Origin of the sequence: Streptomyces sp. NPDC046557 (genome assembly GCF_040645975.1) — a bacterium.
Taxonomy (GTDB): Bacteria; Actinomycetota; Actinomycetes; order Streptomycetales; family Streptomycetaceae; genus Streptomyces.
In genome coordinates this window covers 524256-544063 of the sequence record NZ_JBEYZH010000001.1, presented here as the reverse complement: position 1 = coordinate 544063, position 19808 = coordinate 524256, and the positions used below count along the sequence as shown (strand labels likewise).

At 74.0% G+C, this 19808-nt stretch carries 20 protein-coding genes; 10 read left to right on the top strand and 10 right to left on the bottom strand.

Going from position 1 to position 19808, the window contains the following annotated elements; genetic code table 11:
* Positions 1-74: 74 nt before the first annotated feature.
* The 3 genes from ABZ934_RS02660 to ABZ934_RS02650 are packed head-to-tail and all read right to left on the bottom strand — an operon-like array spanning position 75 to position 1752.
* On the bottom strand, positions 75-746 hold the full coding sequence (locus ABZ934_RS02660) for a DUF6445 family protein (RefSeq protein ID WP_361307728.1): 672 nt from the start codon (positions 744-746) through the stop codon (positions 75-77).
* 47 nt (positions 747-793) lie between these two features.
* Positions 794-1102: a hypothetical protein gene (locus tag ABZ934_RS02655; RefSeq protein WP_361307726.1), complete on the bottom strand. Its 309-nt coding sequence runs from the start codon at positions 1100-1102 to the stop codon at positions 794-796.
* Between the two features lie 26 nt (positions 1103-1128).
* Positions 1129-1752: a LysE/ArgO family amino acid transporter gene (locus ABZ934_RS02650; protein WP_361307724.1), complete on the bottom strand. Its 624-nt coding sequence runs from the start codon at positions 1750-1752 to the stop codon at positions 1129-1131.
* A 70-nt stretch (positions 1753-1822) separates the two neighbouring features.
* On the opposite strand from ABZ934_RS02650, the gene ABZ934_RS02645 reads away from it, so the two are divergent.
* From ABZ934_RS02645 to corA, 3 genes are all read left to right on the top strand, one after another.
* On the top strand, positions 1823-2791 hold the full coding sequence (locus ABZ934_RS02645) for a LysR family transcriptional regulator ArgP (RefSeq protein WP_361307722.1): 969 nt from the start codon (positions 1823-1825) through the stop codon (positions 2789-2791).
* Between the two features lie 10 nt (positions 2792-2801).
* A complete protein-coding gene (locus ABZ934_RS02640) occupies positions 2802-3194 on the top strand; it encodes a TOBE domain-containing protein (protein WP_361307720.1) in 393 nt (130 codons plus the stop codon).
* 115 nt (positions 3195-3309) lie between these two features.
* Positions 3310-4392 (top strand): magnesium/cobalt transporter CorA, encoded by a 1083-nt coding sequence (gene corA / locus ABZ934_RS02635; protein ID WP_361307718.1) that lies wholly within the window; start codon positions 3310-3312, stop codon positions 4390-4392.
* A gap of 104 nt (positions 4393-4496) precedes the next feature.
* Here corA and ABZ934_RS02630 read toward each other — a convergent pair whose 3' ends face one another.
* Positions 4497-5228: an anti-sigma factor gene (locus ABZ934_RS02630; RefSeq protein WP_361307716.1), complete on the bottom strand. Its 732-nt coding sequence runs from the start codon at positions 5226-5228 to the stop codon at positions 4497-4499.
* Positions 5225-5749, bottom strand: a complete 525-nt coding sequence (sigK, locus tag ABZ934_RS02625) for an ECF RNA polymerase sigma factor SigK (protein WP_361308687.1) — start codon at positions 5747-5749, stop codon at positions 5225-5227. Before sigK ends, ABZ934_RS02630 begins: the two co-directional genes overlap by 4 nt.
* 287 nt (positions 5750-6036) lie before the next feature.
* On the opposite strand from sigK, the gene ABZ934_RS02620 reads away from it, so the two are divergent.
* Positions 6037-6897, top strand: a complete 861-nt coding sequence (locus ABZ934_RS02620; protein ID WP_361307714.1) for a chitosanase — start codon at positions 6037-6039, stop codon at positions 6895-6897.
* Here ABZ934_RS02620 and ABZ934_RS02615 read toward each other — a convergent pair.
* Positions 6870-8285 (bottom strand): glycosyltransferase family 87 protein, encoded by a 1416-nt coding sequence (locus ABZ934_RS02615; protein ID WP_361307712.1) that lies wholly within the window; start codon positions 8283-8285, stop codon positions 6870-6872. The two genes, ABZ934_RS02620 and ABZ934_RS02615, sit on opposite strands and share 28 nt — an antisense overlap.
* A 253-nt stretch (positions 8286-8538) precedes the next feature.
* Here ABZ934_RS02615 and ABZ934_RS02610 point away from each other — a divergent pair, with 253 nt between their 5' ends.
* On the top strand, positions 8539-8712 hold the full coding sequence (locus ABZ934_RS02610) for a hypothetical protein (protein WP_361307710.1): 174 nt from the start codon (positions 8539-8541) through the stop codon (positions 8710-8712).
* Between the two features lie 58 nt (positions 8713-8770).
* On the opposite strand, the gene ABZ934_RS02605 is transcribed toward ABZ934_RS02610, so the two are convergent.
* The 3 genes from ABZ934_RS02605 to ABZ934_RS02595 are packed head-to-tail and all read right to left on the bottom strand — an operon-like array spanning position 8771 to position 10760.
* The gene (locus ABZ934_RS02605; RefSeq protein WP_361307708.1) at positions 8771-9451 is read right to left on the bottom strand and encodes a class I SAM-dependent methyltransferase; all 681 of its coding nucleotides are present in this window, start codon (positions 9449-9451) and stop codon (positions 8771-8773) included.
* The gene (locus ABZ934_RS02600) at positions 9448-10065 is read right to left on the bottom strand and encodes a DUF2064 domain-containing protein (RefSeq protein ID WP_361307706.1); all 618 of its coding nucleotides are present in this window, start codon (positions 10063-10065) and stop codon (positions 9448-9450) included. The genes ABZ934_RS02605 and ABZ934_RS02600 overlap by 4 nt, the downstream gene beginning before the upstream one ends.
* On the bottom strand, positions 10062-10760 hold the full coding sequence (locus ABZ934_RS02595; RefSeq protein WP_361307704.1) for a glycosyltransferase family 2 protein: 699 nt from the start codon (positions 10758-10760) through the stop codon (positions 10062-10064). The genes ABZ934_RS02600 and ABZ934_RS02595 overlap by 4 nt, the downstream gene beginning before the upstream one ends.
* A 123-nt stretch (positions 10761-10883) precedes the next feature.
* Between ABZ934_RS02595 and ABZ934_RS02590 the strand changes: the two genes are divergently transcribed.
* Complete coding sequence (locus ABZ934_RS02590) at positions 10884-11687, top strand: response regulator transcription factor (RefSeq protein ID WP_361307702.1); 804 nt, start codon at positions 10884-10886, stop codon at positions 11685-11687.
* Positions 11684-12793 carry a HAMP domain-containing sensor histidine kinase gene (locus tag ABZ934_RS02585; protein ID WP_361307700.1) on the top strand — a complete coding sequence of 370 codons (1110 nt, stop codon included), beginning with the start codon at positions 11684-11686 and terminating at the stop codon, positions 12791-12793. Before ABZ934_RS02590 ends, ABZ934_RS02585 begins: the two co-directional genes overlap by 4 nt.
* 863 nt (positions 12794-13656) lie before the next feature.
* Here the strand turns inward: ABZ934_RS02585 and ABZ934_RS02580 are convergent.
* Complete coding sequence (locus tag ABZ934_RS02580) at positions 13657-14712, bottom strand: NAD-dependent epimerase/dehydratase family protein (RefSeq protein ID WP_361307698.1); 1056 nt, start codon at positions 14710-14712, stop codon at positions 13657-13659.
* Positions 14713-14964: 252 nt separating this feature from the next.
* Between ABZ934_RS02580 and ABZ934_RS02575 the strand changes: the two genes are divergently transcribed.
* The 3 genes from ABZ934_RS02575 (at position 14965) to ABZ934_RS02565 (ending at position 19717) form a co-directional block, all read left to right on the top strand.
* Complete coding sequence (locus tag ABZ934_RS02575) at positions 14965-15321, top strand: DUF805 domain-containing protein (protein ID WP_361307696.1); 357 nt, start codon at positions 14965-14967, stop codon at positions 15319-15321.
* Positions 15322-15548: 227 nt separating this feature from the next.
* Positions 15549-17771, top strand: coding sequence for an NADP-dependent isocitrate dehydrogenase (locus ABZ934_RS02570; RefSeq protein ID WP_361307694.1), 2223 nt, complete (start codon positions 15549-15551; stop codon positions 17769-17771).
* Between the two features lie 257 nt (positions 17772-18028).
* Positions 18029-19717 (top strand): endo-1,3-alpha-glucanase family glycosylhydrolase, encoded by a 1689-nt coding sequence (locus ABZ934_RS02565; RefSeq protein ID WP_361307692.1) that lies wholly within the window; start codon positions 18029-18031, stop codon positions 19715-19717.
* The last annotated feature ends 91 nt before the right edge of the window (positions 19718-19808 follow it).

Below are 19808 nucleotides of genomic sequence, written 5' to 3'. Positions count from 1 at the left end.
CGCGCCCGACGATACCGCCCGTGCCGGCGACCGAAGGTCAGGGCGATCGGGTCGGGGCGGGGGTTGGCGGGGGGTCAGGCCATCCAGAAGAAGACCGCCGTCATGCGCTTCTCCTCCAGGGTGGTGCCGCAGTAGCCCGTCGCCGTGTGGATGAGGTTGGCGGAGTAGAGCAGCAGGCGGTTGGCCTTGTGGGGGACGCGGACGTCCTCGACGAAGGAGTCGGCGGAGACGAAACGGGTGCCGAGGGCGTCGACGAGGTTGTTGTGGGGGGCCGCCACCTGATTGCCGCCGAGGCTGCCGCCCGCTAGCTGCTGGCGGTAGAAGCTCGTGCCGTAGTCCTTGGGGACCCGCGGGTTGAGGTAGAGCACGGCCGCGTAACGGCACAGGGTGCGGGAGTCCGTGTGGGGGCGCGGTTCGCACTCCCCCGCGCCGACGACCTGGACGCAGTTGTGGTTGAACGTGCCGCCCCCGGAGGGCTGTTCGGCCCAGATCTTCGGGGCGCCCGTCGCCTTGCGCACCAGGCGCTCGACGTGGGCCAGTTCGGCCGGCTCCAGCGCGGGCATCGCGCGCAGGCCCGGCCAGCTCTCCGGCTTGTGGGGGTAGCCCTCCGTCCAGTCGTCCCTGGCCAGGCAGCGCTCCCGGACGGCGTCCGGATCCGGCAGCACGTCGTCGAGTATCCAGTAGTCGCGGCCGCGCGTCGGCTTGCGGTAGGGGAGTACGGGGAGGGGTGGGGGTCGTAGAGACATGCAGCGGACCGTAGTTGCCGGGACCGGTGGGCTCACCAGGGAAGCGGTCAACCTTGGGTCAAGGGTTCCTCATACGGACGGCCGGCGTGCAGTTCCAGGGGCCCGGTGCCGTCGGCCCGCGCGGTCAGGCAGGCTTCGATCTGCCGGCGCAGAAGGGGCTTGACGAGGCCGCGCAGCTCGCCCCGCGCCGCCGTGCGCCAAGCCGACAGCTCGCTCCGCGGCAGGCGGATGCGGACGAGTGCGGTCTTGTCGGCAACGGGGCGTGCCGGGCGGCCCGGTGCGGGCCCGGGCCACCACCTGGGAAGGCCGGTCGGGCACTTGGTCTGCTGGGGGAGGAAGGGGAAGGGCGGCACCATTGTGGCCGCCGGGGGCCGTCGAGCGGTCAGGCCCGGGCCAGGAGCATGCCGCCCATCGTCACCATGGTGGCGGCGACGAGCCCGTCCAGGGCCCGCCAGGCCGCCGGGCGCGCAAGGATCCCGCTGAGCAGGCGGGCGCCGTAGCCCAGGGTGGTGAACCACGTCAGGCTCGCCACCCCGGCGCCGACGCCGAAGGCCCACCGCAGGTCACCGCGGTCGGCGGCGAGGGAACCGAGCAGCAGGACGGTGTCCAGGTAGACGTGCGGGTTGAGCCAGGTCATGGCCAGGCAGGTCAGCACGGCCCGGCGGGCCGATCCGGCGGCGGCGCCGTCCGAGGCGAGGGCCGCGCCCGGGACGGGCCGCAGCACCCGGCGGGCCGCGAGGACCCCGTAGCAGATCAGGAAGCCGCCGCCGGCGAGACCGACGACCGTCAGCGCGGCCGGCCAGGCGGTGACGAAGGCGCCGACGCCCGCGACGCCGAGGACGATGAGGACCAGGTCGGATACCGCGCAGATGGCCACGACGGGGAGGACGGCGTGCCGGCGCGCGCCTTGGCGCAGGACGAAGGCGTTCTGTGCGCCGATGGCGACGATGAGGGAGAGGCCGGTGCCGAAGCCCGCCAGGGCCGCTGTGGTGATGCCGTGTGTCATGTGTTCGACGGTAGGCGCGGTCGACTCATGCAGTACAGCTAAAGATTTTTACGTACCATTAGGTGTTGTGATGGACGAGCTTCCCCTGGAACAGGTACGGACGCTCCTCGCCGTGGTGGACGAGGGCACCTTCGACGCGGCGGCGGCCGCCTTGCACGTGACGCCCTCCGCCGTCAGCCAGCGCGTCAAGGCGCTGGAGCAGCGCACCGGCCGGGTGCTGCTGATGCGGACCAAGCCGGTGCGGGCCACGGAGTCCGGGGAGGTGGTGGTCCGCTTCGCCCGGCAGTTGGCCCGGCTTGAGCGCGACGCCCGCGCCGAGCTGGGCATGGGCATGGCGGACGGGCGGGGGGCGGTGCGGCTGCCGATGGCGGTCAACGCCGATTCGCTCGCCACCTGGTTCCTGCCGGCGCTGACGCGGGTGCCGCAGGACCCGCCGATCTGCTTCGAACTGCACAGGGAGGACGAGGGACACACGACGGCCCTGCTGCGGGAGGGGCAGGTGATGGCGGCCGTGACCTCCTCGCCCGATCCGGTGGCGGGCTGCACGGTACGGCCGCTGGGTCTCGCGCGGTACCTGCCGGTGGCCAGCCCCGGATTCGTGGCCCGGTACCTGGCCGGGCCGCGCGGTCCGGCCGATCGGCTCCGCGAGGCGCCGACGATCGTGTTCGACCGCCGGGACGAACTGCAGGACCGCTTCGTGCGCTCACTCGGCGGCCCTGACGCCCAGGGTGCTTCGGCCGCTCCCACCCGGCACCTGGTGCCGACCTCGGAGGGCTTCCGTGACGCCGTGGCGGCCGGTCTCGGCTGGGGGATGGTCCCCCAGCCGCAGGCCGAGCCGCTGCTGCGGACGGGGGAGCTGGTCCTGCTGACGCCCCGGCGGCCGTTGGACGTGCCGCTGTACTGGCAGCAGTGGAAGCTGGACTCGCCCGCGCTGGCGGTCGTCGCCACGGTGATCGTCCGGGCGGCGGCGGAGGCGCTCCTGCCCGCGGACCCGACGCCGGGCGCGACGCCGGGCCGGACGCCGGACCTGACGCTTTAGGGTGGGCGCCATGGACTCCTACACGATCGGCCAGGCGGCCCGATTGCTCGGCGTGAGTGTCGACACGGCACGCCGCTGGGCCGACGCCGAACGGTTCCCGACCCGGCGCGACGGGCTCCGGCGGATGGTCGACGGCCCCGACCTGGCGGCCTTTTGCGTCGAGTTGGCGCAGGAGGGGGCGGACGGCGACGAGACCCCGTACACCTCGGCGCGCAACGCCTTTCCGGGGATCGTCACCGCCGTGAAGCTCGGCATCGTCGACGCGCAGGTCGAGATCCAGGCCGGCCCGCACCGTGTGGTCTCCCTGCTGACGCGGGAGGCGGTGGAGGAACTCGGCCTGGAGGTCGGGGCCCGGGCCGTCGCCCGCGTCAAGTCGACCAGCGTCTTCATCGACCGCGGCTGACGGCGCCCGGCCCGCCCGGCCCGCCCGGACGCGCTGGGGGGTGGGCGTGGAGGGGGGCGCGGGCGGCGGTGGCAGACTGGCCGCTGATCCGCCGAAGGGAAGTACCCCGTTGTCCATGTTCAGCAGCCTGCGCCGAGCCGTGCGCATCGGCTACCGCCGGGCCGTCGACCTCAGCCACCCGGCCCGCTCCCCGCTCGGCAGCGCGGTCGTCAACTGCGTGGTCTACCGCGACGGCGTCCGCCAGGACGGTTGCGCCGACGCCGAAGAGGCGCTGCGCCGGGTCCGCAAGAGCGGCGACGGCTTCGTCTGGATCGGCCTGCACGAGCCCTCCCAGGAGGAGCTCGCGGGCCTGGCCGCGCTGTTCGGGCTGCATCCGCTCGCCGTCGAGGACGCCGTGAACGCGCACCAGCGGCCCAAGGTGGAGCGCTACGACGACACCCTCTTCGCCGTCTTCAAGACGGTCCGCTACGTCGAGCACGAGGAGCTGACGGCGACCAGCGAGGTCGTCGAGACCGGCGAGCTGATGGCCTTCACCGGGGAGGACTTCGTCCTCACCATCCGGCACGGGGGGCAGGGCACCCTCGGCCCCGTCCGCGAGGCCCTCGAAGCCGCGCCGGACCAACTCCGCAAGGGGCCGGCCGCCGTGCTGCACGCGATGGCCGACCACGTGGTGGACGATTACGTGGCCGTCACGGACGCCGTGCAGAACGACATGGACGCCGTCGAGACCGCCGTCTTCAGCGAGAACGGCGCCGGCGGCGACGCCGGCCGGATCTACCAGCTCAAGCGCGAACTCCTCGAACTGCGCCGGGCGGTGGCGCCACTGGCCCGCCCGCTCCACCTGCTCGCCACGCAGCCGATACCGGTGATCCCGCCCGAGATCCGCGCCTACTTCCGCGACGTGGCCGACCACCTCTCCCGGGCCACCGAGCAGATCAACTCCTACGACTCCCTCCTCGACTCGATCCTCCAGGCCCACCTCGCGCAGGTGACCGTCGCCCAGAACGAGGACATGCGCAAGATCACGGCCTGGGCGGCGATCGTCGCCGTCCCCACCATGGTCTGCGGGGTCTACGGCATGAACTTCGACGACATGCCGGAGTTGCACTGGCGGTACGGCTATCCGATCGTGCTCGTCGTCATGGCGCTCGCCTGCTACGTCATCCACCGCGGCTTCCGGCGCAACGGCTGGCTCTGAGTCGCGCGGCGGGTGACGTCTGTCGTCAGTGATCATCGGCCGGAACGGGTGGGGCGGCCAGGGTCGGGCGCCCTCCGTCGGACGTTCCGCCGCCGGGCGCCCGGTCAACGGTCACGGGCGGCGGCCAGGGGCATCAGCATCAGCGGCTCCGAGGTCGGACGCGGCGAGCCGCCCGCCGGCTCCAGGGTGACCCCGACCGCGGTGGCCCGGCCCACCGGGCCGCTCATCAAGGTGCCCCCGTCGCCCGGGACGAGGCCGGCCGGACGCATCACACCGCCGTCCGCGAACCACAGTTGGTAGGTCCTGCCCGCCGGGGCGGGCGGCAGCCCGGAGCTCAGGAACACCGCCCGGTCCCGCGCCGCGCTGACCACCACGGTGGCCCGCGTGCCGGACACGGAGCGGCCGGTGACCGTCCGGGCGTCGGGGGCGGCGATCACCTCGGTCAGGTCCCGCAGGTCGTGCACCGCGCGCGCCGACTCCCGGGCCTGCTCCCGCTGCCACAGCGCCGTGCCGCCCAGCGCCAACGCCCCGGCCAGGCAGGCCGCCAGCGCCAGCGGGAGGGACCGCCCGCGCAGGGCCACCATGCCCCGCCGGACCGGGGGGTGTTGGCGCACCGTGTCGATGCGGGCCAGCACCTCGGCCCGCATCGCGGCCGGCGGCGCCAGGGCGACCGCCGCACCCAGCCGGGCCGCCGTCGCGGCGAACTCCCGCACCTCCTGCGCGCACAGCGGGCAGCGGGGCAGATGGCGCGCGAACGCCTCCCGTTCCTCGGGGTCCAGCGCGTCCAGGGCGTAGGCGCCGGACAGCGCGTGCAACTGGTCGGTGCCGCTGCTCATACGGTGACTCCCATGCAGTCGCGCAGCCGGATCAGCCCGTCGCGCAGCCGTGTCTTGACCGTGGGCAGCGGGGTGCTCAGGGTCTCGGCGACCTCGCGGTAGGTGAGCCCGCCGTAGTAGGCGAGGTGCACGGCCTGCCGCTGGAGCTCGGTGAGCCCGCGCACGCAGCGGCGTACCTGCTCGCTCTCCAGCCGGATCTCCACCCGCTCGCTCACCTCGTCGTAGGCACGGCTGTGCTCCCGCGCGGCGTTGTCCCGCTCCCTGGCGGTCGCGGCCTGCGCCGAGCGGACCCGGTCCACCGCCCGGCGGTGGGCGATGGTCATCACCCAGGTCATGACGGCGCCCTTGTCGGGCCGGTAGCGCGGGGCCTGCCGCCAGACCTCGATCAGCACCTCCTGGGTGACCTCCTCCGATTGCGCGCGGTCGCGCAGGACCCGGACGACGATCCCGTGGACGGGGCCGGCGATGACCTCGTACAGCGCGCTGAAGGCGTCCTGGTCGCCGCGGGCGATCCGCTGCATCAGGGCGGGGAGGTCCGGTCCGGAGCCGGCCCGGGGCACACCGACGGTCACCGGTTGCTGTCGCACGCGGGCCTCCTTCGCCGGCCGGTGCGGACGTTTCGCGTACGGGTCATGGCGGTTCGCCTCCGGGGTGGGCGTCGTACTGGGTCCTCCACCAGCATTCGGAGCCGGAGGCCCCCGCGGATTGGATTGCTCCGGAAATGACAACGGGCTGTTCGACGCCGCGGTTATCTGGTAGGAAAGTTTCCTAACGGAATCAGAAGCCTCAACCACCGTATGGAGGCCCTGTGTTCACCCCTCGCCGCCCGAGCAAAACCGTCGCCGCCGGAGCCATCCTGGGCGCCGCCCTGCTCGCCGTCCCGGTGGCCGCGCACGCCACCGCGGGCCGGGCGCCCGCCACCCCGGCCGCCGTCGCCCTCCCCGCGGCCGCCACCAAGGCGACCGGACTCGACGACCCGGCGAAGAAGGACGTCGCCATGCAGATCGTCTCCAGCGCCGAGAACTCCTCGCTCGACTGGAAGGCGCAGTACAAGTACATCGAGGACATAGACGACGGCCGCGGCTACACGGCCGGCATCATCGGATTCTGTTCGGGCACCGGCGACATGCTCGACCTCGTCGAGTACTACACGCAGGTCAAGCCCGGCAACGTGCTCGCCAAGTACCTCCCGGCCCTGCGCAAGGTCGACGGCACCGACTCGCACAAGGGCCTGGACCCGAACTTCACCAAGGACTGGGCGAAGGCCGCCCAGGACACGGAGTCCAAAAAGGCCCAGGACCACGAGCGCGACCGCGTGTACTTCGACCCCGCGGTGAAGCAGGGGAAGTCGGACGGAGTCGGCACGCTCGGCCAGTTCATCTACTACGACGCCATCGTCATGCACGGCGACGGCAGCGACTCCACCAGCTTCCGCAACATTCGCAAGCGCGCCCTGACCAAGGTCAAGCCCCCGGCCCAAGGCGGCAACGAGACCACCTGGCTCAACGCCTTCCTCGACGCCCGCGTCTGGGCGATGAAGCAGGAGGAGGCGCACAGTGACACCAGCCGCGTCGACACCGCCCAGCGGGTCTTCCTCAAAAAGGGCAACCTGAACCTCGACACCCCGCTCGACTGGAAGGTCTACGGGGACTCCTTCCACATCGGCTGAGCCACCCGCGGCGGCCCGGACCGCATCCCCTTCCCGGCCCGGGCCGCCCACCCCGCCACCGCCGCCGCGGCCGCCAGCCCGTACGCCACCCGCGCCGTCTCGCCGCCCAGTGCCGGCGCGGAAACGTACGCCGCGGCGCCCGCCACCGCCACCCCCAGCCACTCCGCGCGCCCGTCCAACGCCACCAGCGCGACCAGCAGCAACGCGTACCAGGAGTACCCCGGGGTCATCAGCAGGAACGCGGTGCCGGTCACCGTCAGGGCCCCGCTCCACGGCCGCAGCGGATCACCGCGCCACCAGACGTACGCCACCGCCGCCGCCATCCCGAGCGCCACGGCCGGTACCGCCCAGGTCGCCGGGAACACCAGCCGCAGGAGCGCGTACCGGCCGCCCGCACCCGGGTCCTCGTACCCCTCCTCCGCCGCGTATCCGCCGAGGTAACCGAACACCGACGAGCGGGACACGAGCACGTACGGCAGGTACACCAGCCCCACCACCGCGGCCGCCGGCAGCAGCAGGGCCGCCGCGTCCCGCCACCGACGTACGCCCGCCAGCGCGCCCGGCAGCAGTACGGCCGGCAGCAGCTTCGCGGCGACCGCCAACCCGAGCAGCGCCCCGCCCACGGCCCGGCGGCGCACCACCACCCCCAGCGCGACCACCGACAGCAGCACCGCCAGAGTGTCCACGTGCGCGTCGTTCACCGCCTCCACCGCGACCGCCGGGCACCACGCCCAGTAGGCGGCCGTCCGCATATCCGCGCCCGCGCGCCGCCGGACCCACAGCAGGGCCCCCGTGACGCCGAGCGCGGTGAGCGCGCCGCCTACCTGGAGCGCCTTGTGGCGGACCCCGGACGGCGAGAGGGCGTACACGAGGGCGAAGTACCCCTCCGCCACCGGCGGGTAGATCGTGTGCACGGTCGGCCGGTTGATGCGGGTGCACACCCCCGGCTCGACGGGGGCCCGGTCCGGACGGGCGCAGGCCGGCCCGCCGCGCGGGAACAGCCAGTCGTCGCGCAGCCCGCGCAGCGCCGGATCCGCCGGGGCGTGGTCGTACGGGGAGATCCCGGCGGCTTGTACCCGGCCGTCCCACGCGTAGCGGTAGGAATCGGTGCTGGTCAACGGTGGCCCGGCCAGCCCCACCACCGCCACCGCCAGCGCGCCCGCCCACACCAGCGGGACCACCCGCCCTCGCGGAACCCGGCGCACCGTCCACGCGGCGGCGCCGAACAGCGCCCACGCGGCGGCGTACCACCGGGTGAGTCCCGCCGGGTCGGTGACGTAGCCCTCGTCGCGGACGGCCGGCACGAGGACGGCCGTCAGGGCGGCGAGCAGCAGGACGGTGACGGCGGTCCAGGGGAGGCGACGGGGGCGGCGGCGGGGCTCGTTCATCGGGCCAGCCTCCCAGTGGGCGCCTGAGCCAGGGGCGTGACCTGGCCCGACGTCCGCGTTTCGTAAGGTGTCGAACCCCCCGGCCCGCGCCCCGCGGCGGTGTGATGGAGGACATGACTCCGCCGGCCCCGCGCAGCCGGTGGCGGCCCCGCCTTCCTTCGCTCCGGCCCTCTTCCCTGCGGCCCTCTTCCCTGGGGCCGCCCTCCTTCTCCGGCCGCCTGCACGACGCCCGCACCGCCACCGCCGTAGGGCGATGGCACTGGCCGCGGGCGAGTACGGGCTCCGCGACCTCACGGCGGTCACCACCCTCGACAACCCGGCCTCCATGGCCGTACTCAAAAGCAACGGCTTCTCCGCCACCGGTGAGACCCTCATCGGCGACCGCCCGGCCGTCCGCTACGCCCTCCGCCTCCCCACCCGGCCTTGACGCCGGGCCCCCTGCCACCATGGCGGGGGCAGCCCGGCGGTCGAGGGGCGGGCCGGGGCTACGGGTGGACGGGGTGACGGGGTGGGTGGGCGCGGGCGAGTTCGACGAACACCCGGCCCCGGACCGACCAGCGGTGCGTCGGCGTCCAGCCCGAAGAGGACGCGCACGCGGACAGCGCCGCCGGGCCGACGCGGGCCCAGGGGAACGGGGCGCCGACGCCACCCCGGCCGTCCGCCACCCGGACCACGCAGCGCTCGTCCACCTCCACCTCCGTGCACTCGACGATCAGCGCGCCCGTCCCGGCCAGTACCTCGGCCATCCGCCGCAACAGCGTCGCCGGGTCACCGCCGATCCCGATGTTCCCGTCGATCAGCAACGCCGTGTCCCAACGACCCTCCCCGGGAAGGGGGTCGAAGACCGACCGGTGCAGTGCCGTACCCCCCGAGCGGGCCGTACGGGCCACCGCCTCAGGGCTGACGTCGATCCCCAGCGAGCGGTGGCCCCGGGCGGCCAGCGCCGACACCAGCCGGCCGGGGCCGCAGCCGATGTCCAGCACCGCGCCCAGACAGCGGTCCAGCACCGTCCGGTCCGCCCCGTCGGGTTCCTCGCACCAGCGTTCCACGTCCAGCGGCAACAGCCGGCCGTCCCCGCGCCGCAGGTACAGCGGACCCCGGCCGCTGCGCAGCGCGACGGTGTACGGGTCCGCCGACCAGGCCGCGACCGCCCGCGGCGCGCTCATCGGCGGGCCGCCGGGGCGAGCCGCGCCAGCCGGGCCGCGAAGGCACCCGCCGGGGCGTGGGCCGCCACCAGCCGGGCGTCCTCGGCGGTGTCCACGTCCCGCAGTACCGGCAGCCGCCCGATCCGCAGTCCGGCCGCGCGCAGCCGCTCGTACTGGACGGCGCCCGTCCAGGACACCGACATCGGCACGCCGAGCAACAGCGCCGGGTCGGGTACCGCCAGACCCAGCGCCCAGAAACCCCCGTCCACGGCCGGCCCGAACCACGCGTCGCGCTCCGACCAGTCGACCGCCAGCAACTCCGGCGTGACCTGGGGGGTGTCCATCCCGATCAGCAGCGCGGGCCCGACGCACCCCGCGAAGGCGGCCGCGAGCCGCTCGTCCAGGCCCCCGGCCGCCTGCGGCACCACCTCGAAGCCGGGCGGCAGCCACGGACCGGGCCGCCCCTCCAGCACGAGCACCCGTCGCCCGGCGGGGGTGCGGGCCACCGCCTCCAGGGTGTCGGCCAGCGCGGCCTCCGCCAGCCCGGCCGCCTCGGCGGGGGTGAACGGCGGGGTCAGCCGGGTCTTGACCCGGCCGGGCAGTGGCTCCTTCGCGATCACCAGCAACGTACTCACCGCGCACCCCCCGACACCGGGCGGCCCGCGGCCGGCTCCGCCAGCACCCGGCTCATGTCCCGCACGGCGTGCCAGGTGCCCCGCCAGGTGCCCGTCACCTTCGACTTCCCGGACCGGGGCAGGTACGGCACGTCCACCTCCCGGACCCGCCACCCGGCGTCCGCCGCACGCACCACCATCTCCAGTGGGTACCCGGAACGCCGGTCGGCCAGGTCGAGCCCCAGCAGGCCGGTCCGCCGCGCGGCGCGCATCGGGCCCAGGTCGCGCAGCCCCAGGCCGGTGCGGCGACGTAGCATCCGGGCCAGCGCCAGGTTCCCGGCCCGGGCGTGCGCGGGCCAGGCGCCCCGGCCCTGCGGACGACGCCGGCCCAGCACCAGGTCCGCCTCGTCGGCGGCCACCGAGGCCACGAACCCGGTCAGCAGTCCCGGGTCCAGGGAGGCGTCGCAGTCGCAGAAGCAGACGATGTCCGCCTCGGCGGCGAGCAGCCCGGCGTGGCAGGCGGCGCCGAACCCGCGCCGCTCCTCGCGCACCACGGTCGCGCCGAGCGCCCGGGCGATGTCGGCGGAGCCGTCGGTCGAGCCGTTGTCCACGACCAGGGCCCGCCAGCCGGCGGGGATGCGGTCCAGTACCCAGGGGAGGGCCTCGGCCTCGTTCAGACAGGGGAGTACGACGTCTACGGTCGCGGTCAGGGTCACGGGTTCACCGTAGGAAGCGGGAGTCGCCGATGGGGTCCGGGACTCCTTACGAAACGCGGACGTCACCCCGACCGGACCGGCGTGCGCTCCCGCGCACGGGCGCAGGATGGGAGGCTGGGCCGCATGAGCATGGAAGCGCCCCCCGCCCGGATCCTCGTCGTGGACGACGACCCGACCGTCTCCGAGGTCGTCGCCCAGTACCTGCGGCGCGCCGGGTTCGCCGTGGAGGAGGCCGGTGACGGACCGTCCGCCCTGGACCTGGCCGGGCGGGCGCGCCCCGATCTGGTGGTCCTGGATCTGATGCTGCCGGGGCTGGACGGGCTGGAGGTGTGCCGGAGGCTGCGCGAGGCCGGTCCCGTACCGGTGATCATGCTGACCGCCAGGGGGGACGAGGACGACCGGATCGCGGGCCTGGAGGTGGGCGCGGACGACTACGTCACCAAGCCGTTCAGCCCGCGCGAACTGGTGCTGCGCGTGTCGTCGGTCCTGCGGCGCAGCCGGGCCGCGGGGCCCGTCGGCGTGCCGCGCGTCCTCGCGGGCGCCGGGCTCGCGCTGGACCCGGCGACCCACCGGGCCACCAAGGACGGGCGGGAACTGACGTTGACGCTGCGGGAGTTCGACCTGCTCGCGCACTTCCTGCGGCACCCCCGGCGGGCGCACGGCAGGGAGGAGCTGATGCGCGAGGTGTGGGGCTGGGACTTCGGGGACCTGTCGACGGTGACGGTGCACGTACGGCGGCTGCGCGCGAAGGTCGAGACCGACCCGGGCCGGCCGCGGCTGATCCAGACGGTGTGGGGGGTCGGCTACCGCTTCGACCCCATGGGTGCCGACTCCACGGTTGCCGACTCCACAAGTGCCGGCGGCGCGGAGCCCGATGACGCGGGCCCCGATGACGCGGAGTGGGCCGGGACTGGGGAGCCGGCATGACCGACATCCTGCTCATCGCGCTGTTCGCCCTCGGCGGCGCGGCCTGCGCCGGAGCGCTCGGCGCGGGCGTCCTGCGGCTGGTGCGGCACCGCTCCGTCGCCGTCTCGCTCACGGTCATCGCCGCCGTCACCGTCACCGCGATGCTGGCCGGCACCCTGGCCGTCGCCCAGGCCATGTTCCTGTCCCCGCACGACCTCGGCGTGGTGACCCTGGTCGCGGCGATGGCGGCGGTGGTCTCCCTGGTGACCGCGCTGCTGCTGGGCCGGTGGGTGGTCGCCCGCAGCCGGGAACTGTTCCTCGCGGCCCGCGACTTCGGTGACGGCGGCAGCTTCGCGGCGCCGCCCGGGCAGACCACCGCCGAACTGGACGCGCTGTCCCGTGAGCTGGCGGCGACCAGCGCGAAGCTGGCCGCCTCCCGGGAGCGGGAGCGTGCGCTGGAGGCGTCGCGCAGGGAGCTGGTGGCCTGGATCTCGCACGACCTGCGGACCCCGCTGGCGGGGCTGCGGGCGATGTCGGAGGCGCTGGAGGACGGCATGGCCGCCGACCCGGCCCGCTACCACCGCCAGATCCGCACCGAGGTGGAACGGATGAACTCGATGGTCGGCGACCTGTTCGAGCTGTCCCGGATCCACGCGGGCGCGCTCAGCCTGGTCCCGAGCCGGATGTCGGTGTACGACCTGGTCGGGGACGCGCTGTCGGGGGTGGACCCGCTGGCGCGCGAGCACGGCGTACGGCTGGTGGGCGACACCGTCGAGCGGGTGCCGGTGGAGGTGGACGGCAAGGAGATGACCCGCGTCCTGGCGAACCTGCTGATCAACGCCATCCGGCACACCCCGGCCGACGGGACCGTCGCCATCGCCGCCGAACAGCGGGCCGGTGCGGTCGTCCTGTCCGTCACGGACGGCTGCGGCGGCATCGCGGCCGAGGACCTGGCCCGGGTCTTCGACACCGGCTGGCGCGGCACGACCGCCCGTACGCCCCCGGCCGGAGCGGGCCTGGGGCTCGCCATCGTCCGGGGCATCGTCGAGGCCCACTCCGGCCGCGCCACCGTCCACAACGTCCCCGGCGGCTGCCGCTTCGAGGTGACCCTGCCCCTCACGGCATGACCCCGCGCCGGGCCCTGTCCGGGTCGGTCCAGCGGGGCGCCACCCCGCCCCGCGTTCTCGGGGCGCCCGCGCCCGTCCGGCAGGACGCCGGTCCTCCGCGTGCGCGCTTGCCGCGCGGGGGAGCCCGCCCCGCCCGTGGGGGAGACCCCCGGACCGGGTCGCCCGGCCCCCACCGCAAGTACCCCGGCGTTGTCGGGGACCTGCCCCGTCCGGTGCGACGCCGGTTGTTGCACCGTGCTGCGCGCCGGGCGGGAGCCGCGGCCCGCCGCCGGCTCCCGGCCCCGCCGCGGCGGCTGCCCCGCTCCCGTCCGGGGTGGCGGCCCCGGTTCAGCGGGGTCGCCTACGGTGCGTCGACCCCGGCCACCGCCGCAGGTGCCCCGTGGCCTGGCAAGCCGTCTCCGCCGACAGCCACCCAGCGTTGTCTGGGGCCCGCGCCCGTTCGGAGCGAAGTCGGTCCTTCGCCGTGCCGCGCGCCGGGCGGGGAGCCCGCCCCGCCGGTGGCGGGGAACCACGGACCGGCTTGCCCAGCGCGCCCGGCGCCCGGCGGCTGCCCGTCCCTGTCTGGGCGGCCATCCCGGTTCACCGGGGGCGTCTACGGCGCCTCCCCCCTGGCCACCGCCAGGGTGTCCCGGGGCTGTCCGGGCCCGCGCCCGTCCGGTGCGACGCCGGGCCTTCGCACGTGGCGGGGGACCCCCGGACCGGGTCGCCCGGCACGTGGCCGCGTCGGCGTGGTCGCCGCCGCCCGTGACCAGCCGTCTCGGCCGAGTTCTTCCGCGAACGGGCCGCCCACGGAGTCCGGCCGGGCCGGGCCGCACCGCGGCGGTTTTCGCGGGCCCGGCCCCCGAAGACCGCCCGGCCGGGGCTCAGGTGGCGCGCTGGGCGGCGTGGGCGAACTCGGTCATGCCCTTCTCGAAGGGCACCTCCGGGCGCCAGCCCAGGTCCGCGCGGAGGCGGCGCGAGTCGGCCGTGATGTGCCGGACGTCGCCGAGGCGGAACTCGCCGGTCACGACCGGCTCCGGGCCACCGTGCGCGGCGGCCAGCGCCGAGGCCATCTCCCCGACCGTGTGCGGCTCGCCGCTGCCCGTGTTGTACGGGGTGCAGGCGCCCGGCGGGAGGACACCCGCGCGGCCCAGCGCCTCCAGCGCCACCACGTTGGCCGCCGCGACGTCCCCGACGTGCACGAAGTCACGCCGCTGGGCCCCGTCCTCGAAGACCCGCGGCGGCTCGCCCCTGGCCAGCGCCGACCGGAAGAATGACGCCACCCCCGCGTACGGGGTGTCGCGCGGCATCCCCGGCCCGTACACGTTGTGGTAGCGCAGCGACACCGCCCGGCCGTCCACGCACCGCGCCCAGGCCGCAGCCAGGTGCTCCTGCGCCAGCTTCGTGGTCGCGTACACGTTGCGCGGGTCGGCCGGCGCGTCCTCGTCCACCAGGCCCGGCGCGAGCTCCGCCCCGCAGGAGGGGCAGCGCGGCTCGAAGCGGCCCTCGGTCAGGTCCGCCACCCGGCGCGGCCCGGGCCGCACCACCCCGTGGCGGGGGCACTCGTAGCGGCCCTCCCCGTAGACGACCATCGAGCCCGCGAGGACGAGGGAGCGGACCCCGCTTTCGGCCATCGCCGCGAGCAGGACCGCCGTGCCCAGGTCGTTGATCCCGACGTAGGCCGGCGCGTCGGCGAAGTCCTTGCCGAGCCCGACCATCGCGGCCTGGTGGCAGACCGCGTCCACCCCGCGCAGCGCCGCCCGCACCGCCTCGGGGTCGCGCACGTCCGCCCGTACGACATCGGGCCCCGGCGGCTGCGGGACGGGGTGGGCGGCCGGCAGCAGGGCGTCGAGGACCACGGGGTGGTGCCCGCGCCGGCGCAGGGCGGTGACGATGTGCGAGCCGATGAACCCGGCTCCTCCGGTGACGAGTACGCGCATGCACCGGACGCTACGGAGTCCGCCGCGCCCTCGGCGGTTCCCGCGCGCCGCCGTAAGGGTTCCGTCACTTCTCCGCAGCCCCCGGCGGACGGGAGCCCCCGGCGGCGGAAGTGTCAACTCCCTTTCCGCACAGGGAATCCCGCGCATCTTCCCGCCCCCCGAGTGGCTTGAGGTCGCCGTAAGAAGGGCATAAGTCCGGCCTGGGGTCGCTCCTGCGGGAGGAGTGGCCGAATCCGCTCCCTGGGGGGACCCGTGCACTACTACACGGACATACTCAAGCGCTACGCGGACTTCGACGGCCGGGCCCGCCGGCAGGAGTACTGGATGTTCGTCTTGTGGAACATCCCGGTCGTCGCCGTACTGATGGTGATCGACTTCGCGCTCGGCAGCTACCCCGTCATCACCTGGATCTACAGCCTCGCCGTCCTGCTGCCCAGCCTGGGCGTCTCCGTACGCCGGCTGCACGACACCGGCAAGTCCGGCTGGTGGTACCTGATCAGCCTGATTCCGTTCATCGGCGGGATCTGGCTGCTCGTCCTCATGGCCACGGAGGGACACCGCGGCCCGAACGAGTACGGGGCCGACCCCAAGCAGGTCGTCGCCGCCTGATCGACTCCCGACCCACACCGCGGCGCGCCACCACACCGCACCACTACACCGCACCCCCAGCGCCGCCTCCGGCCGGAAACAGCCGCAGGCGGCGCTTTCGCGCGCCGGGTGACATGTCTCTCGTGATCTCGCGGCCGGGGGGCTGTCCAGACCGGCCCGATCACGAGATATCTTGATGTCGAGCAATGTTGCAGACGAGAGACGCAGACTGTGGAGCGGAGCATCCGGTGACTGACTCGACCATCATCTACACGCACACTGACGAGGCCCCGGCCCTCGCGACGTATTCCTTCCTGCCTGTGGTCCAGGCGTACGCGTCGACGGCCGGTGTGAATGTCGAGACCCGTGACATCTCCCTGGCCGGTCGGATCATCGCCAGCTTCCCCGAGCACCTGGAAGAGGGGCAGCGCATCGCCGACGCCCTCGCCGAGCTCGGTGAGCTGGCGAAGACGCCGGAAGCGAACATCATCAAGCTGCCCAACATCTCGGCCTCGATCCCGCAGCTCAAGGCCGCGGTCGCCGAGCTCCAGGGCCAGGGCTACGCGCTCCCGGACTACCCGGACGACCCGAAGACCGACGAGGAGCGCGAGATCCGCGCCCGCTACGACAAGGTCAAGGGCAGCGCCGTCAACCCGGTCCTGCGCGAGGGCAACTCCGACCGCCGTGCCCCCGCCTCGGTCAAGAACTACGCCAAGGCCCACCCGCACCGCATGGGCGCCTGGAGCCCCGAGTCGAAGACGAACGTCGCCACCATGGGCGAGAACGACTTCCGCTCCACCGAGAAGTCCACCGTCATGACCGAGGCCGGCACCCTCCGTATCGAGCACGTCGCCGCCGACGGCACGACCACCGTGCTGCGCGAGTCCGTACCGGTCCTCGCCGGCGAGGTCGTGGACGCGTCCGTGATGCACGTCGACGCGCTGCGCACCTTCCTCAACGACCAGATCGAGCGTGCCAAGGCCGAGGGCGTCCTGTTCTCCGTGCACCTCAAGGCCACGATGATGAAGGTCTCCGACCCGATCATCTTCGGCCACGTGGTCCGCGCCTTCTTCCCCAAGACCTTCGCCCGCTACGGTGACGCGCTCGTCGCCGCCGGCCTGTCGCCGAACGACGGCCTCGGCGCGATCCTCAAGGGTCTTGACGGCGTCCCGCACCTCGGCGACGAGATCAAGGCGTCCTTCGAGGCCGAGCTGGCCCACGGTCCGGCCCTCGCCATGGTCGACTCGGACAAGGGCATCACCAACCTGCACGTCCCCTCCGATGTCATCGTCGACGCCTCCATGCCGGCCATGATCCGCACCTCCGGCCACATGTGGGGCCCGGACGGCCAGGAGGCCGACACCCTCGCCGTCCTCCCGGACAGCAGCTATGCCGGTGTCTACCAGGCCGTCATCGAGGACTGCCGCGCGCACGGCGCCTTCGACCCCGCCACCATGGGCTCGGTGCCGAACGTCGGCCTCATGGCGCAGAAGGCCGAGGAGTACGGCAGCCACGACAAGACCTTCGAGATCGCCGCCGCCGGCACCGTCCGCGTCGTCGACGCCGAGGGCAACGTGGTGCTGGAGCAGGAGGTCGCCGCCGGTGACGTCTTCCGCGCCTGCCAGACCAAGGACGCCCCGATCCAGGACTGGGTCAAGCTCGCCGTCACCCGCGCCCGCGCCACCGGCGTCCCGGCCGTCTTCTGGCTGGACGAGGGCCGCGCGCACGACGCGCAGCTGATCGCCAAGGTCAAGACGTACCTCGCCGACCACGACACCGACGGTCTCACCATCAAGATCCTCTCCCCGGTCGAGGCCACCGCCTTCTCCCTGGAGCGCATTCGCCGCGGCGAGGACACCATCTCGGTGACCGGCAACGTGCTGCGCGACTACCTGACCGACCTCTTCCCGATCCTGGAGCTGGGCACCAGCGCCAAGATGCTGTCGGTCGTCCCGCTGATGAACGGCGGCGGCCTCTTCGAGACCGGCGCCGGCGGCTCCGCCCCGAAGCACGTGCAGCAGCTCGTCAAGGAAAACTACCTGCGCTGGGACTCGCTGGGCGAGTTCCTCGCGCTGGCCGTTTCCTTCGAGCACCTCGCGACCACCACCGGCAACGCCCGCGCACAGGTGCTGGCCGACACCCTGGACCGCGCGACCGGCACTTTCCTCAACGAGGACAAGTCGCCGAGCCGCAAGCTGGGCGGTATCGACAACCGCGGCAGCCACTTCTACCTCGCCCTGTACTGGGCGCAGGAGCTGTCCCGCCAGATCGACGACCCGAAGCTGGCGGCGGCCTTCGAGCCGCTCGCCAAGACGCTGGCCGAGCAGGAGCAGACCATCGTCGGCGAGCTCATCGCGGTCCAGGGCTCCCCGGTCGACATCGGCGGCTACTACCAGCCCGACCCGGCCAAGTGCGCCGCGGTGATGCGCCCGTCCGCCTCCTTCAACAAGGCGATCGCGACGCTGGGTTAAGTCCTTCGCGTTCCGCGTGTTCCGCCCCGGCCGGCCCAGCGCCCGGCCGGGGCGGACCCGTCTCCGGAACCCGGCGGCGGAACCCCGTCTCCGGAACCGGGCTGCGGTGCTCGGCTCCGGTGCTCGGCGTAGGCGCGCTGGGCCCCGTGACGTACGCGCGGCGGCCCGGCGCGCCCCGAACCGTTGTCCCTACGCCGGGAATCGGCTCTACTGCTGTGCAGCCCCGGGCGCGGGGCATATTCCGGGAGGGGCGGCAGATGAGGGAGAACCGGCGGGCAGAACGGGCGGCACGGCCCTCCTCGCACCGGCGTCGCCCCCGCTTCCGGGGGCGCAGGCCGCTCCTGGTGCTCCTGATCTCCGCCTTCCTGCTGGTCGGCGTCTGCGCCGCGACCGGCATCGCCTGGGACCCCTTCACCACCGAGGCGCGCCAAGGCGGTCGGGCACCCGCGTCCGGCAGTGGCCCGCGGCCCACCGGCCCCACCGCCACCGCGAGCCTGGTTCCGAGCCGGAGCCCCGCTCCGGGCCCCGAGACACCGGACAAGGCGCTGCCCCGCGGCGAGGTCGACACCGGCGCGCCCCGTCCCACCGGAGCGCTGCCCTTCGACCTGCCCGCGCCGGCCGCGCTGCGCTCCGGCGCCGCCGGCAAGAAGCTGGTGTTCGCGCACTACTTCACCCCGTACCCGCTCTCCCTCGACAACGCGAGCGCCGATGTCGACTACTACACCCGCAACTACCTCAGCCTCGCGGGCGAGAACGGCAAACACCAGCGGTACGGGGGCCTGCTGCGCGACCGCCCGCTGCCGGTGCCGCCCAAATCCGGCGACTGGGAGGCCGCCAACCTCCGGCAGGAGGTGCGCACGGCGCGCGACGCGGGCATCGACGGCTTCACCCTGGACCTGCTCGCACTGTCCGGGAGCAACAGGGACCGGGCGGAACTGCTGATGTCCGCCGCCCACGCCGTGGACCCCGCCTTCAAGATCATGTTGATGCCCGACATGACCGCCCTGACGTCCGACGACCCGGCGGTGCTCGCCGACGCCCTCGCCGAACTCGGCGCACACCCCGCCGCGTACCGGCTCGGGGACGGACGGCTCGTCGTGTCGCCCTTCAAGGCGGAGGCCAAGAGCGCCGATTGGTGGTCCCGGGTCATGGAGTCCCTCAAGGCCCGGCACGGCATCGGCACGGCCCTCGTCCCGCTCTTCCTCGACTTCGACGCGAACCACGCGGCGTTCGCCCCGATCAGCCACGGCTTCTCCGAATGGGGCACCCGCAGCTACGTCGGCCAGGAGGGCGCCACGGCCGACGTACGGCGGGCCCACACGGCCGGCAAGGTCTGGATGCAGCCCGTATCCGTCCAGGACAGCCGCCCCAACCAGGGCGTGTACGACGAGGCGGGCAACACCGCCACCCTCCGCTCGACGTGGGAGCACGCCATCGACGACGGCGCCGACTGGGTCCAGCTGACCACCTGGAACGACTACTCCGAAGGCACCCAGTTCGCGCCCTCCCTCCACAACGGGTTCACCTACCTGGACCTGACCTCCTACTACCTGACCCGGTTCAAGACGGGCAGCCGGCCGCCGATCGTGCGGGACACCCTCTACGTGACGGCCCGCACCCAGTTCGCCGCCGCCGACCCCACCGGCGGCCAGTCGCTGCTGATGTCGCCGCGCAAGGGCGGCGCCGCCCCGCGCGACACGGCGGAGGTGCTCAGCTTCCTCACGGAGTCCGCGACGGTCCGCACGACCGTGGGCTCCGTCCAGGACACGCACGAGGCACCGGCGGGCCTCCACTCCGAGCTGCTGCCCCTGCGACCGGGCACCATGTCGGCCCGGGTGGTCCGGGACGGCCGCGCCGCGGCGGAGGTGGAACTCCCGTACCGGGTGGACCGTACGGTGCGGGTACAGGACCTCCAGTACTACGGCGCGACCAGCGGACGGCAGTGACTCCGAGGCCCCGGCCACCCTGGCGCAATTGGCCCTACCGGACGTGCGGTCGGCCCCGCATGCTCCGGGGGACCGTCCCACCGCCCTCCGG

Coding starts and splice junctions, on each gene's coding strand:
- ABZ934_RS02660 (WP_361307728.1), bottom strand. CDS start 746: ATGTCTCTACGACCCCCACCCCTCCCCGTACTCCCCTACCGCAAGCCG.
- ABZ934_RS02655 (WP_361307726.1), bottom strand. CDS start 1,102: ATGGTGCCGCCCTTCCCCTTCCTCCCCCAGCAGACCAAGTGCCCGACC.
- ABZ934_RS02650 (WP_361307724.1), bottom strand. CDS start 1,752: ATGACACACGGCATCACCACAGCGGCCCTGGCGGGCTTCGGCACCGGC.
- ABZ934_RS02645 (WP_361307722.1), top strand. CDS start 1,823: ATGGACGAGCTTCCCCTGGAACAGGTACGGACGCTCCTCGCCGTGGTG.
- ABZ934_RS02640 (WP_361307720.1), top strand. CDS start 2,802: ATGGACTCCTACACGATCGGCCAGGCGGCCCGATTGCTCGGCGTGAGT.
- corA (WP_361307718.1), top strand. CDS start 3,310: ATGTTCAGCAGCCTGCGCCGAGCCGTGCGCATCGGCTACCGCCGGGCC.
- ABZ934_RS02630 (WP_361307716.1), bottom strand. CDS start 5,228: ATGAGCAGCGGCACCGACCAGTTGCACGCGCTGTCCGGCGCCTACGCC.
- sigK (WP_361308687.1), bottom strand. CDS start 5,749: ATGCAGCGGATCGCCCGCGGCGACCAGGACGCCTTCAGCGCGCTGTAC.
- ABZ934_RS02615 (WP_361307712.1), bottom strand. CDS start 8,285: ATGAACGAGCCCCGCCGCCGCCCCCGTCGCCTCCCCTGGACCGCCGTC.
- ABZ934_RS02610 (WP_361307710.1), top strand. CDS start 8,539: ATGGCACTGGCCGCGGGCGAGTACGGGCTCCGCGACCTCACGGCGGTC.
- ABZ934_RS02605 (WP_361307708.1), bottom strand. CDS start 9,451: ATGAGCGCGCCGCGGGCGGTCGCGGCCTGGTCGGCGGACCCGTACACC.
- ABZ934_RS02590 (WP_361307702.1), top strand. CDS start 10,884: ATGAGCATGGAAGCGCCCCCCGCCCGGATCCTCGTCGTGGACGACGAC.
- ABZ934_RS02585 (WP_361307700.1), top strand. CDS start 11,684: ATGACCGACATCCTGCTCATCGCGCTGTTCGCCCTCGGCGGCGCGGCC.
- ABZ934_RS02580 (WP_361307698.1), bottom strand. CDS start 14,712: ATGCGCGTACTCGTCACCGGAGGAGCCGGGTTCATCGGCTCGCACATC.
- ABZ934_RS02565 (WP_361307692.1), top strand. CDS start 18,029: ATGAGGGAGAACCGGCGGGCAGAACGGGCGGCACGGCCCTCCTCGCAC.